Annotated in this window: 15 protein-coding genes and 1 other annotated feature; all 15 genes read right to left on the minus strand. The window is 42.0% G+C overall.

Going from position 1 to position 13,916, the window contains the following annotated elements; all coding sequences use genetic code 11:
• Positions 1-61: 61 nt before the first annotated feature.
• Positions 62-1,390 carry a uracil-xanthine permease family protein gene (locus KYJ26_RS18950; protein ID WP_219168992.1) on the minus strand — a complete coding sequence of 443 codons (1,329 nt, stop codon included), beginning with the start codon at positions 1,388-1,390 and terminating at the stop codon, positions 62-64.
• Positions 1,391-1,539: 149 nt separating this feature from the next.
• Positions 1,540-2,085: a bifunctional pyr operon transcriptional regulator/uracil phosphoribosyltransferase PyrR gene (gene pyrR, locus KYJ26_RS18955; protein ID WP_219168994.1), complete on the minus strand. Its 546-nt coding sequence runs from the start codon at positions 2,083-2,085 to the stop codon at positions 1,540-1,542.
• 194 nt (positions 2,086-2,279) lie between these two features.
• Complete coding sequence (locus KYJ26_RS18960; RefSeq protein WP_219168996.1) at positions 2,280-3,191, minus strand: RluA family pseudouridine synthase; 912 nt, start codon at positions 3,189-3,191, stop codon at positions 2,280-2,282.
• Complete coding sequence (lspA, locus tag KYJ26_RS18965) at positions 3,163-3,657, minus strand: signal peptidase II (RefSeq protein WP_219168998.1); 495 nt, start codon at positions 3,655-3,657, stop codon at positions 3,163-3,165. The genes KYJ26_RS18960 and lspA overlap by 29 nt, the downstream gene beginning before the upstream one ends.
• Before the next feature lie 106 nt (positions 3,658-3,763).
• Positions 3,764-4,045 carry a hypothetical protein gene (locus tag KYJ26_RS18970; RefSeq protein WP_219168999.1) on the minus strand — a complete coding sequence of 94 codons (282 nt, stop codon included), beginning with the start codon at positions 4,043-4,045 and terminating at the stop codon, positions 3,764-3,766.
• Between the two features lie 135 nt (positions 4,046-4,180).
• Positions 4,181-6,952 (minus strand): isoleucine--tRNA ligase, encoded by a 2,772-nt coding sequence (gene ileS, locus KYJ26_RS18975; protein WP_219169001.1) that lies wholly within the window; start codon positions 6,950-6,952, stop codon positions 4,181-4,183.
• A 122-nt stretch (positions 6,953-7,074) separates the two neighbouring features.
• Positions 7,075-7,309: a binding site (T-box leader), on the minus strand.
• Between the two features lie 47 nt (positions 7,310-7,356).
• The gene (locus tag KYJ26_RS18980; RefSeq protein ID WP_098350955.1) at positions 7,357-7,872 is read right to left on the minus strand and encodes a DivIVA domain-containing protein; all 516 of its coding nucleotides are present in this window, start codon (positions 7,870-7,872) and stop codon (positions 7,357-7,359) included.
• A gap of 89 nt (positions 7,873-7,961) precedes the next feature.
• Positions 7,962-8,732 (minus strand): YlmH family RNA-binding protein, encoded by a 771-nt coding sequence (locus KYJ26_RS18985; RefSeq protein WP_219169003.1) that lies wholly within the window; start codon positions 8,730-8,732, stop codon positions 7,962-7,964.
• A gap of 85 nt (positions 8,733-8,817) precedes the next feature.
• Complete coding sequence (locus tag KYJ26_RS18990; protein WP_219169005.1) at positions 8,818-9,081, minus strand: YggT family protein; 264 nt, start codon at positions 9,079-9,081, stop codon at positions 8,818-8,820.
• A gap of 8 nt (positions 9,082-9,089) precedes the next feature.
• The gene (locus KYJ26_RS18995; protein WP_060669857.1) at positions 9,090-9,533 is read right to left on the minus strand and encodes a cell division protein SepF; all 444 of its coding nucleotides are present in this window, start codon (positions 9,531-9,533) and stop codon (positions 9,090-9,092) included.
• Between the two features lie 16 nt (positions 9,534-9,549).
• Positions 9,550-10,224, minus strand: coding sequence for a YggS family pyridoxal phosphate-dependent enzyme (locus KYJ26_RS19000; RefSeq protein ID WP_219169007.1), 675 nt, complete (start codon positions 10,222-10,224; stop codon positions 9,550-9,552).
• Position 10,225: 1 nt separating this feature from the next.
• Positions 10,226-11,047: a peptidoglycan editing factor PgeF gene (gene pgeF, locus KYJ26_RS19005; protein WP_308807573.1), complete on the minus strand. Its 822-nt coding sequence runs from the start codon at positions 11,045-11,047 to the stop codon at positions 10,226-10,228.
• A 51-nt stretch (positions 11,048-11,098) separates the two neighbouring features.
• Positions 11,099-11,386: a YlmC/YmxH family sporulation protein gene (locus KYJ26_RS19010; protein WP_219169009.1), complete on the minus strand. Its 288-nt coding sequence runs from the start codon at positions 11,384-11,386 to the stop codon at positions 11,099-11,101.
• Positions 11,387-11,665: 279 nt separating this feature from the next.
• Positions 11,666-12,442 carry an RNA polymerase sporulation sigma factor SigG gene (gene sigG, locus KYJ26_RS19015; RefSeq protein WP_219169010.1) on the minus strand — a complete coding sequence of 259 codons (777 nt, stop codon included), beginning with the start codon at positions 12,440-12,442 and terminating at the stop codon, positions 11,666-11,668.
• Between the two features lie 725 nt (positions 12,443-13,167).
• Complete coding sequence (gene sigE / locus KYJ26_RS19020) at positions 13,168-13,887, minus strand: RNA polymerase sporulation sigma factor SigE (protein ID WP_219169012.1); 720 nt, start codon at positions 13,885-13,887, stop codon at positions 13,168-13,170.
• Positions 13,888-13,916 lie beyond the last annotated feature (29 nt).

The following is a 13,916-nucleotide window of genomic DNA, read 5'->3' on the forward strand; positions in this document are numbered from 1 at the left end:
CCCGCATGTCTTGTTCAAATTCACCCTTCCTAGACTCTCTGGACCATGTTAAAAGGTGGTTCTATGCAACATCTTGCTTAGCATTTTCTTCTTGGAATAAGTTGTTTTCTCCTTCACTTTCCTTCCTTCCCGGTAATACCAGGTTCAGGAACACTCCTACGATCGCGGCAAGGGCCATACCCGACAAGGATACATTCTCATTGATTTTCACAAATGCTCCTCCCACCCCGATTACAAGGATGACACTTGAGATGACTAAATTCCGCTTGTTACCCAGGTCTACTTTATTATCGATCAGCATACGGAGTCCGCTTGAAGCGATGATTCCGAACAGTAGGATCGATACACCACCCATGACAGCTGATGGAATCGAGCCGATCAATGCCGTTATTTTCCCGATGAATCCGAACATGATGGCTAACACTGCTGCCCCACCGATGACGAAAACGCTGAACACCCGTGTAATGGCAAGGACCCCAATGTTCTCACCATACGTTGTATTCGGAGGTCCACCCAGGAAGGATGCAATCATCGTCGCTACCCCGTCACCGAGAATGGAGCGGTGAAGGCCAGGCTTTTCAATAAAATTCCGTCCTACGACCTTACTTAATACCATCTGATCCCCCGTATGCTCTGCCAGGGTCACCAGTGCAACAGGGACCATGATGGATACGATTTCCCATGAGAAGCTCGGAGTGTAATCTATAAACGGGACAAAGAAGTCCGGCATCTGGAAGAAGGGTGCATCGATCACTTGTTGGAAGTCTACTAGCCCTGCGAAAACCGCGATGACATATCCGCCAATGATCCCTGCAAGGATCGGCACCATTCCAAGAAAACCTTTGAAGTAAATCGAGCAGATGACCGTGATGGCCAATGTCGCAAGTGCCACCATGAAGTGCGTGTTGCTGTAAACCAATTGCTCTGCTCCAGGATTTTCATACATGGCCATATTCACAGCCGTTCCGGCAAGACCCAACCCGATGACCATGATAACCGGCCCTACAACAACCGGAGGCAGGATTCTAATCAGCCATTTTAAGCCAAGTTTCGAGATGAGTAATGCTACGATTCCGTATACAATACCTGCGAGGAAGCTTCCCATCATGGCAGCCTCGGGACCCCCAAGACTCTTAGCAGCAAGGATGGGCGCAATGAATGCGAATGATGATCCCAGATAAGCAGGTATTCGTCCTTTAGTAATCAGGAGGTAAGCAAGTGTTCCCAACCCACTTGATATCAAGGCGACTCCCGGACTTAAACCCACCAGGAATGGAACCAGTACTGTCGCTCCAAACATGGCGAATAAGTGTTGTATACTTAGTGTGACCCATTTCCCTATATTCGGTATTTCTTCTACATCTAATACGATATCTTGTTTTTGATTCATATCTGTTTCCTCCTCTGATACCCATATTTCCCCATTAAAAAACCCTCTTTGTCCTAAAGAGGGCACAAAGAGGGTACAAGAAGGCCTGTTTCCACCTTCAAATCCCATCCTTTGTCAGCCTCACTGGACCGCTCTTAAAAGGACTTCCGTTATTCTTTTTCGTATATTGTGACTGCGTCTTCCTGATCTACTTCGGTTAAAGCAACCATGATTTTCTCAGAGCTTGAGGTCGGAATGTTTTTCCCGACGAAATCCGCCCGAATCGGCAACTCCCTATGTCCCCGATCGACAAGGACCGCAAGTTGGATCTGACTTGGCCGGCCAAGGTCCATTAAGGCATCCAAGCCCGCTCGGACCGTTCTCCCAGTGAATAATACATCATCTACCAGAATGACTTTCTTGTTTGTAATATCAACCGGCAGGTCAGAACCTTTCACCTCTGGTTCGTGATCGTCTGTTTTCTTTGTTAAATCATCTCGGTAAAGCGTGATGTCTATTTCGCCGACGGGAATTTCTTCCCCTTCAATCGCATGAATCCGTTCGGCTAATCTGTTGGCGATGTAAATGCCTCTTGTTTTGATTCCTACAAGAATGCAATCTTCAATCCCTTTGTTTCGTTCAATGATTTCATGAGCGATCCTTGTAAGTGCTCTTCGAATGGCGGGTTGATCCAACACCGTTGCTTTCTTAGTCATTTACAGCCACCTCGCTTTTTAATTATTCGCATAAAAAATCCCTCTCACCGTTAAAGATGAGAGGGCAGACTTATCGTTATAATCGATTGCACGCCAATATAATTGGTCGTACATTGCTCCTTCTCAGCCTCACGGGACCGTATTAAAGGTTACGTATTCAATTAATTACATCATAAAGCTTACGTCGAAATTTGTCAACGGTTATTTTCAAGATGGTTAATCAACTTTGTGAATTCTTCAGGTAACTTTGCATGGAACTCCATATATTCTTCCGTTCTTGGATGAACAAAGCCAAGCACTCCGGCATGAAGGGCCTGTCCTTCAATACTCAACGTTTTACGAGGACCATATTTCGGATCTCCCGCCAGAGGAAAGCCGATGTACTTCATATGCACCCGGATTTGATGGGTTCTTCCTGTTTCCAATTCACATTCTACGAGAGTGAAATCTTTATATCGGTCCAATACCTTGAAATGGGTGACCGCTTGTTTTCCATTATCTACGACAGCCATACTCTGGCGATCTTTTGGGTCCCTTCCGATCGGAGCATCTATCGTCCCGTATTCGTGTGGGATCAAGCCATGTACAATGGCCGTATATTTCCTGGTTACAGACTTCTCTACTAACTGGTTTACAAGATGTTCATGGGCCATATCATTCTTGGCTACCATGAGTAAACCGGATGTATCCTTGTCAATTCTATGGACAATCCCCGGTCTTAGAACTCCGTTGATGCCTGAAAGATCTTTACAATGATACATCAATCCATTCACCATCGTTCCTGAATAATGTCCAGGAGCTGGATGGACGACCATCCCCTTTGGCTTATTCACGACGATGACATCGCCATCTTCATAGGCGATATCCAGATGTAAGTTCTCCGGTTCCACATCCAATTCTTCCGGTTCAGGGATCGAAACCGTAATCACAGCGTTCAAAGGACATTTTAAGTTTGGTTTAACATTTTCATCATTGACTTTGATATGACCTTCTTTAATCCATTGCTGGACCTGGGAACGGGACCATTCTTTATTCAATTGACTTACAACCTTGTCAATACGTTCTCCCTGTTCTTCTTCAAGTATGTTGTGCTGAATTACTTCCATTTTTGTTCTCCTTCTTTGCTTTTCGTTCGTCTAAATACATGTAAATGAGTAACAATGCCACTCCAATGGTTAATGCTGCATCGGCAATATTAAAAATCGGAAAATCATAGGAAAAAATGTATGTATTTAAGAAATCGACCACTTCTTTTCTAAAGACACGATCAATAAAGTTTCCAATTGCTCCACCAAGCATAAAAGCGAGACTAAGACTAAACAAAGAATGCCCTTTTGCATGGACTTGCATATAATACACGATACCTACAATCACAACTAATGTAATAACATAAAAAAACCACATTTGTCCTTGGAGGATTCCCCATGCTGCACCTTGATTCCGATGAGAAGTAAGATAAAAGACATTATCGATAATCGAAATGCTTTCTCCCTCGGTCATTCGTCTCACAACCAACCATTTTGTTAATTGATCCAATCCAATAACAATCAAAGCCAATAAATAATAATACACAAAGGCAACCTCCGAACATCGTTAATTGATTACCTTTGCATTTTAGCATAAAAGGGGAAATAAAGACACTGAAACTAGAGGAGATTGATGGAAACACAAGAGAAATTCAGGAGTAGGATGAAATCTTCCCAAACCTTCTCCAGTCTAAGGCATTCTCAATCGATGTACAGGTTGGATTCATCATCATGTAATCAAAAGGAATTTCTTCCCCGCTCATTTCACAGTATCCGAATTGATTATCCTGGATACGAACCAAAGCTTGTTTCACCTCGGTAATTTCTTCGTCAATATATTTCTGTATTAAAGGATGTTGAGATTGACTTGCCTCAAGCTCCTGTAAGGATGTCATCAGCTCTTCTACAATAGATGTGTATCGGTCATATGTCATCTTGATCCCTCCACTTATAGTATGGAGGAAATAGTCATGAATATTGTGTTGCAAGATATAGCAATTATGGAATTTGAATGCGGGCGTATAAAGACAGAAAAAAGGTGACCCGCCGATCGGCAGGTCACCTTTTCATTACGCCAGGTGAGAATAGCTTTCTTTCACAACAGACGCACAGCGTGTGCATAGGGTTGGATGATCTTTATCCTCGCCAACTGTTGGAGTCACAATCCAGCAGCGATCACATGTTTCACCATCAGCTTTTTCGACAACGATATTGTTTTCACCAAGACTTAAGGCATGCTCAGGGGCTTCATTTACCGCTCCACCTATTTCAAAGGCAGATACGATAAATAATTGCTTTAAGTCTTCTTTGATGGAATGTAGTAAGCCTTTCGTTTCATCATTCACGAAAAGAGTCACTTTAGCCGTCAACGATTTCCCGATAATCTTCTGGTTACGTGCTTCCTCAAGAGCCTTTAGTACATCATCTCTCAATTCAAGGAATGCATTCCATTTTTTCTTCAATTCATCAGCATTGGCGAATGTTTGCACTTCAGGCATATCCGTCAGTTGCACGCTTTCTCCCTCTGCTCCCGGTATATATGCCCAAATCTCATCTGCTGTATGAGAAAGGATTGGCGACATCAGTTTTGTCAGGGACACAAGACATTCATATAAGACAGTCTGAATCGCACGACGCTCGTCATGATTTTCTGACTCGATATAAAGAACATCCTTGGCAAAATCCAAGTAGAATGAACTTAAATCCAATGTACAGAAATTATTCACTGCATGATAGATGCTCGCAAATTCATACTTATCGTATGAGTTTTTCACATTTTTCACGAGGTCATTCAGCTTTACAAGCATGAATTGATCGACTTCTCTTAGCTGATCGAACGATACAGCATTGGATTTAGGATCAAAGTCAGAAAGATTCCCCAATAAGAAACGGAAGGTATTACGGATCTTTCGGTAAACTTCAGCTACCTGCTTTAGAATAGGATCTGATACGCGTACATCCGCTTGATAATCAACAGATGCGACCCAGAGGCGCAGAATGTCGGCACCGAGCTGTTTCATGACTTTCTCAGGAACCATGACATTGCCCAGTGACTTACTCATTTTCCTTCCGTCACCATCCAGGGCGAATCCATGACTCAATACGCCTTTATATGGAGCTTTTCCAGAAACGGCTACACTCGTCGTTAAAGATGAGTTGAACCACCCGCGATATTGGTCAGAGCCTTCTAAATAAAGATCTGCCGGACGTTGTAGATCCTCTCGTTCCTCAAGGACTGCCTGATGCGAAGAACCTGAGTCAAACCAGACATCCATGATATCCTGTTCTTTTGTGAACGTCCCATTCGGGCTTCCTTCATGAGTGAATCCTTCAGGTAGAAGGTCTTTCGCTTCTTTCTCAAACCAAATATTCGACCCGTGTTCACGGAAGAGCTTAGACACATGATCAATCGTTTCATCTGTAATGATTTCCTGACCATTTTCAGCATAGAATACCGGTATTGGCACACCCCATGCACGTTGACGGGAAATACACCAGTCCCCACGATCTCTGACCATATTGTAGAGGCGTGTTTCTCCCCATGCCGGAACCCATTTCGTTTCATTTACCGCTTCTAATAACTCTTTACGGAATTTATCGATAGATGCAAACCACTGAGCGGTCGCTCTGAAAATAACCGGCTTCTTCGTACGCCAATCATGTGGATAGGAGTGAGTAATGAAGTTTAACTTGAGTAACGCACCCACTTCCTGAAGCTTATCAGTAATCGGCTTATTGGCTTTGTCATAGAATAACCCTTCAAAGCCAGGAGCTTCCGATGTCATAACCCCTTTATCGTCTACAGGACATAACACTTCAAGGCCATATTTTTTCCCTACAAGGAAATCATCCTCACCATGCCCTGGAGCTGTATGAACACAACCTGTACCAGAATCAGTCGTAACATGCTCTCCAAGGACGACAAGTGACTCTCGCTCGTAAAGCGGGTGTTTTGCAACGATACGCTCAAGCTCAGCACCAATTACCTTCTTGGATACAGAATAGTCTTCCCACTCAAGATTCTTTGCTACTTCTTCAAGTAAATCTTCAGCTACTACATAGCTGTTTCCCTTCACATTGACAACGACATAGCTAAGATCAGCATGAACTGCGATTCCAAGATTGGCAGGAATCGTCCAAGGAGTTGTCGTCCAGATGACGAGCTGGGTTCCTTCCTCCAGGACACCCTTTCCATCTGTAACGGCAAATCCAACATAAATGGATGGGGAACGCTTATCCTGATATTCGATCTCTGCTTCAGCAAGTGCTGATTCACTTGATGGTGACCAATAGACTGGCTTTTTCCCTTTATAGATGTATCCTTTTTTCGCCATATCACCGAACACTTTGATCTGCTGGGCTTCATATTCAGGCTTCAGTGTAATGTAAGGATTATCCCAATCGCCTCGTACGCCTAATTGTTTGAATTGCTTACGTTGATTATCCACCTGCTCATATGCATATTCCTCACATAATTTACGGAATTCTGCGATCGTCATTTCTTTGCGTTTTACGCCTTTATTTGTTAAGGCCTGCTCGATCGGCAACCCATGGGTATCCCAACCCGGAACATACGGTGCGTGAAATCCACTCATGGATTTATATCGCACGATGAAGTCCTTGAGGACCTTATTCAACGCATGACCCATATGAATATTACCATTCGCATATGGAGGTCCGTCATGAAGGATGAATAAAGGACGATCACTTGTTCTTTCCTGAACCTGTTGGTAAATGTTCATTTCTTCCCATTTCTTCTGTGTATCCGGCTCGCGTTTCGGTAAATTCCCTCTCATCGGGAATTCCGTTTTTGGCATTAATAAAGTATCTTTATATTCCATGAAACTCTTCCTCCTAAATCGTTAATCTTTATTGCCATCATTTCTAAATCCTTCGCGTCTTAATCAGAACAGGTGTACTTTACTCATTTATATTAAAATAAAAAAAGCTTTCTCATCCCTGATAAAGGGACGAGAAAGCTTTCCCGCGGTACCACCCTCATAAAGATCGTAAATGATCTTCACTTGTTAAGATTCGTAACGTGAATAAATCGCTAGTCATTACTCTTCTATCCGAATTTCATGAGTAGGGCTCGAGGGTGATATTCCGCTCTCTTTTCCTTGTCGGGCTCACACCGTCCCCGACTCGCTAGAAAGGATGTATTTAAAAGAACGTACTGTCCCTGTCTTAACCTATGACAATTAAGAATGTGTTGTTCAATTATATGAAAATATTGCGCTTTTCGTCAAGACAATGTCTCTTCTTCTTTTAATGTTTTTAAATCCGTAGCATCCAGATCAAATTCCATCAATTGATCCCAATCATTTGTATCTAGGAGATCAAGCTGTGCTTCGATAAGCATTTTGAATCGGGTCCTGAACACTTTTGACTGTTTTTTGAGCTCCTCAATCTCAATGGCAATCTTACGGGCCTTTGACAATGATTCGTTCACGATTCGATCAGCATTCTTCTCTGCTTCTTTAATGATGAGCTTTGACTCTTTCATTGCATTTCTCTTGACTTCTTCCCCTGCTTCTTGAGCAATGACGATTGATTTGTTCAACGTTTCCTCAATGTTGGTAAAATGACCTAAACGTTCATTCAATGAGTTTAAACGTTCTTCCGTTTCTTTCTTCTCACGGATCAGAATTTCATAATCTTTAATAATTTGATCTAAAAATTCATTAACCTCATCCTCATCATAACCACGAAAGCCACGACTAAATTCTTTATTATGTATGTCTAATGGCGTTAAAGGCATGGGAGCCACCTCCAGTACTTGGTGAATTACATATTTATTATAACTAAAATTTCGACAGTATGTGGGGGAATTCCTTTATTTTTCTGAAATTATTTCAGTATTCCAACAGAAATTCGCCATTTATCCCGTTTTGTTCTTCCTTCTAAGGACAGTAACTTACTTCTTCCGTATCCTCTTGCGGATAGTACATCTGAAGCTTCAACTTCGAAAGATGGATTTTCAACGGTTTTCCAATTCACTTTCACATGACCGCTCTTAATCAATGTTTGAGCCTTTTGACGTGAATCATTGTAAATTGCAGCGAGTACGACATCAAGCCTTAATGAACTGACAGTCGTTGTTTTGTCCTGCCACTCTTGTTGACTCTCCATTTTTTCATGCAATGGTATTTCCTTTAAAGATGCCTTGGCTTTTCCAATTTGAGTGAGTTCCATGCGAACGTAATCTGAGATTTCATCTGCAAGCAACAAATGGATGGCCTCTTCACCGGTCACAATATCCCCGAATTTATCCCGTTTTAATCCAAGAGACATAAGGGTCCCTAATACCTGCCTATGTTCTATTGTAACAAACTTCGATGGATACTGTATTTCAAATACCTTTATACCAAAATCTTCTTCCTGCGGCTGAAAATAGGAGGGATATATTAATGCTCGTTTCCGTTCCGTATCTTCCGGAAAGAAAGAAAGCCGGATTTCATCGTTGTTTCCTATAATCGACTCGACAATATGCTGCTGTCTTGGATCCAAAAAGTCCGTCCGTTTCGGTGCATATTGGTGTTCTACAGAATCCTTCCACTCTAAGACAGCATCTACAAACTCTTTCTCATCAGGTCTAAAGTGTTGATAAATTGAAGACATGAGTTCATCCCCTCCTTGTTTTACCCAAAATAAAAGGACTGAAACGGATTGACCGGTTTCAGTCCTTTATGGGTTACAGCTCCAATTAAATAAGCCATCTAAATAATTGCGTTAAACCTGATTGCGCCAGGTTTAATACAATGAATGCCACAATTGGTGAAATATCAATCATCCCGATCGATGGAACAATCCGTCTGAATGGTTCCAGGTACGGTTCACAGATTCTAGCAAGGAATTGCCCAATCGCTGTCTCTCTTGCATTCGGGAACCAGGACATTAAAATATATATGATCAACGCCCATGAGTAAATTTGAATTAAATTAATTAAAATTTGATAAACCCACAACATAATTTACATTACCACCTCGAATCTGATAGGTCTTCCTCTTTCAAGAACTCAGAAATATTACCGCTTACTTCTACATTGTCTGGTGTGCACAGAAAAATATTATCGCCTACACGCTGAATGTCGCCTCCGATGGCATAAACTGTGCCACTGAGAAAATCGACGATCCGCTTTGCCTGATCATGTTGTATCCGCTGAAGATTAACGAGTACAGACCTGCGATTCTTCAGATGGTCTGCTATTTCCTGGGCCTCCGCATAAACTCTTGGTTCAACAAGAATCATTTTTGAAGATTTCTGTACACTTTGAAGGCTCACAACATTTTGTTTTGAATTAGACAGCTGCGACTTCATAGGCTTTTTCTCCTCGTATTCTTCTTCGTACTTTTCTTCTTCATATTCATATTCATCTTCATCCAGCAAAAAGAATGTCTTGAACTTTGACTTAATACCCATTTTTATTCATCCCCTCTCAGTCATTTCCAACTAATGCAGTTCCAATACGAATAAACGTGGCACCTTCTTCGATTGCAATCCTGTAATCATTGCTCATCCCCATGGATAATTCTGTACAAGGGGCGTAAGGAAGCTTCAGTGATTGCACGTCATCTTGAATTGTCTTCAGCTGCCTGAAACAAGAGCGCAAAAATGCTTCATCATCTGTATGTGGAGCCATCGTCATTAATCCTACCACTTTAATATTGGAATAGTTTTTTAAACTATCAATAAATCCCTTTACTTCATGGGGTGGAATACCATGTTTGGAGCCTTCTCCGGATACATTCACTTGAACGAAACAAGAGACAGGCTTTTCAGCCCTTTTATGAATTTCTTTCGCCAATGACAAACGATCCAGGGAATGTATGTATGACACTTTATCAATGATGTTTTTGACTTTCCTTGATTGCAGGGAACCGATGAAATGCCAATAGGGCTTGTCCGAAAGTGCTTCCCACTTGGAGCTCAGTCCATCATCGCGATTTTCCCCTAAGTGGAGGATACCTGCTTCGACCGCCTCTTCTGCCCGTTCAATCGATACGTATTTGGTGACTGCGACAATTGTTATGTCTTCTGAGGTTCTTCCGCTTCGTTCACAGGCACTTTGAATATGTCCCTTGATAGCCTTAAGATTTTCTGTTACCTTCATTCTATTTCTCCTTCCAGCCAATAAAACTCATTATTCTCCCCGTTTTACCACCATCTCTACGATAAGAGAAAAATTCTTCGTGACAGGACGAACAAAAACTGGAAGTACGGATTTGATCAGGATTTAACCCGCCATGAATCAAGAGCTTTTGATTAAGCTTTTTAAGGTCGAGGTTATACTGTCCCTCTTCCTTTAAATTATAGGGTAAGTTGTTTTCATCTTCTAGTGTTTTTTTCACTTTATCGATTACATAATCGTCCACTACGTAGCAATCACTGCATATCGAGGGACCAATCACGACCTCCAATGAAGAAATGGAGGACCCTTTCTTGACGAATTCATTGACCATTTTCGGACCAATACCAAGAACCGTCCCTTTCCATCCTGCATGAGCCAATCCGACCATCCCTGTTTCCCTGTCCAGGAAATAAAGGGGAACACAGTCTGCATAACACATGGTTAACAGAATATCCCTTTCCCCTGTCAAGAATCCGTCGGTATCTTTAATGCTGCTCTTATAATCTGTTGCACCTTGCCCCGCGTCCTTTAAGCATGGAGAATAAATGTTGTTCCCATGTGTTTGTTCCGCCACTACCCAGCTAAAGAGAGGCATATCAAGATCTGTTGCCAGCCGTTGGCGATTGTGAATGACAGATGTTTCCTCATCACCTACATGAAGCCCCATATTCAATGTATCGAATGGTTCGGAACTTACCCCGCCTCTTCTTGTGGTAATACCTGCAATTAGTTTTGGGTTTCCTTCCGTCCATTCACCGATGGAGTAATAAGCTTCTGATTCATATACAAAAGGCTCTTTCAACACGTTGAATCTCCTTCTTTTTTAATTAAGTGTACCATAGTCTTTGAAGATTCGTCATGTTTCGGGGGATTGTTTCGGTTCCTGTAGTTGTCCTTGAATATAGTGGCTGTCTTTGTATCTGACCAGTATCACATCTTCGCCGATTTTCACAATACTGCTCCAGGGGATCACAATATCTTCATCCTTGCCAAAAAAGCCTAATAGTTTCCCACCGCTGCCAATTACAATAGCCTCGATCCTTCCTGTATCCAGGTTGATTTCAATATCTCCAATATTCCCTAACTTCCGCCCGTCTGAAATGCTCACCACATCTTTTACCTGAAACTCAGATATACGTACCATCTTTCTTCACCCTCTTTTCAAGTTGATCCATATGGGTTGATAATGGTGAAAAGGCATTAAGACACCATTCCACCTATTTATATTAGTTATTTATAGTGTATGCAGCAAAAAGAAAGGCAGACCTTCCCGAAGGATATCTGCCTTTCTTTTCTATTCTCCAGCTCCAGGGATTAGAGGCTCGAGGTCACAATGAAAATTCCCCATAAGGCAAAGAGCGCCTTTTGGGGATTTTTCATTGTGCTTGTCGGGGCTGAACGAGCCGCCTCCGCTTTTCTTATTTCATTGAATATTTTTGTTCATTTGTTTGATTGCTGCTTTTTCGAGTCTTGATACTTGGGCTTGTGAGATGCCGATTTCGTCTGCGACTTCCATTTGGGTTTTTCCTTGGAAGAAGCGTTTGCTGATGATGAGTTTTTCACGATCATTTAAACGTCTCATCCCTTCTTGAAGGGCAATTTCTTCAATCCAGTGAAAATCACGGTTCTTTTCATCGCTTAATTGATCCATTACAAAGATAGGGTCTCCACCATCATTGTAGATCGGTTCGAACAGTGAAACAGGATCTTGAATGGCATCGAGTGCAAAGACGATCTCCTCGTGTGATACATCCAACACTTTTGCAATTTCTTCTGCAGTCGGTTCCCTGGATGTCTCCCCCATTAATTTCTCTCTTACTTGTAGAGCCTTGTACGCAATATCTCGTAGTGAACGGGACACTCTTATTGGATTATTGTCCCTCAAATACCGACGGATTTCACCAATAATCATTGGAACCGCGTATGTAGAGAATCGGACGTTTTGACCTAAATCAAAATTATCGATGGACTTCATCAATCCAATGCACCCTACTTGAAATAAATCATCAACATATTCACCACGGTTATTAAAGCGTTGAATTACACTTAAGACGAGGCGCAGATTACCATTGACCAGTTTTTCACGTGCGGAGATGTCCCCCGCCTGCATTTCTTTAAAAAGTATTCTCATTTCATCATTTTTGAGTACTGGCAATTTGGATGTATCCACACCACAAATCTCGACTTTATTACGTGTCATTCTTTCCCCTCCTTGTAGGAGCTGCTGTACAAAATTCAGTATTTCCTTGAAGAGGAAAAATATGCATTTCAATCTGACAAGCTGTGGTCGACATATTCCGAATCCCTTCTGCCATCTGGTTAAATGAGTGGTAAATTTTTTTGGCTGTTTTCGTAAACATTGTTGCTTTTGGATGTGGCGAGTGGCGGTTGATTTCCGCTACAGGTGCTCGCTTTCCGCGGGGCGTGAGTTGAGCCTCCTCGGGCTTTGCCCTGTGGGGTCTCAACTTTCACGCTATTCCCGCAGGAGTCGAGCACCTTCCGGAACAATCAACTATCCAGAAGAAGTGTTTAACAAACACAAAGGAAATGTAGAGATTGCTCCGTTTAAAAAGAATAAAGGACTATAAAATAATAAAGCCACTGCAATGCATGAGATAGCAGTGGCATAATGGTCACAAACCATTTTGCTCTGTCAGCAACTTACTACGTAAAAGGGTGAAGGCAACTTGCGTAGACTCCTACGGAAAACGGGCGTGCTGAGACCCCGGAAGCGGTTTTTGCTGAGGAGGCTCGGCCGAACGTCCGTGGAAAGCGGGACTGTTCCCTTCACCCTCCTGCACCAGATCTTAAATGGAAGAGCAACGTATGCGGTTAGCAACAATCTTTGCGAAAGCAGCCATTTTTTTAAGAATCAATGGAACAAGAAAAGCCGAACTTTTCCATGGAAAAGTTCGGCTTTAAACGTTAAACCATTTTATTAAATTCTTTCTTTAAGCGCTTAATGATTCTTTTTTCTAAGCGGGATATATAGGATTGCGAAATACCGAGCATATCCGCAACGTCTTTCTGGGTTTTTTCTTCTTCTCCCATCAAGCCGAAACGAAGCTCCATGATTTGTTTTTCCCGTTCCGAAAGCTGATGAAGGGCATTGAAAAGCAACTTTTTATCAACGGTAGCTTCAAGGTCTTTGGTGATGATATCCTCATCCGTACCAAGTACATCGGATAATAGTAATTCATTTCCATCCCAGTCGATATTAAGGGGTTCATCAAATGAAACTTCAGACCTTATCTTATTGTTCCGTCTTAAATACATCAGAATCTCATTCTCGATGCATCTTGATGCATAAGTCGCCAACTTGATTTTTTTCTCTGGATTAAAGGTATTCACCGCTTTTATGAGGCCGATAGTACCGATACTGATCAGGTCCTCAATGTTTATCCCGGTATTCTCAAATTTCCGGGCAATATAAACGACTAATCTTAAGTTTCGTTCAATTAATAATGATCTTGCTGCCTTATCTCCATTGGGCAATTTATTGAGTAGTACCTCTTCCTCTTCTTTCGACAATGGAGGAGGAAGCGCTTCGCTACCACCTATGTAGTAAATTTCATCTGTTTTCAGTCCAAGTTTGATTAACAGTTTGTACCAGTAGTATAAAAATTTGAATTTGAATTTTTTCATTGTTGCTCCCCCTTCTATTTCTTTAAATT

The organism is Rossellomorea orangium (assembly GCF_019334305.1).
Classification (GTDB): Bacteria; Bacillota; Bacilli; order Bacillales; family Bacillaceae_B; genus Rossellomorea.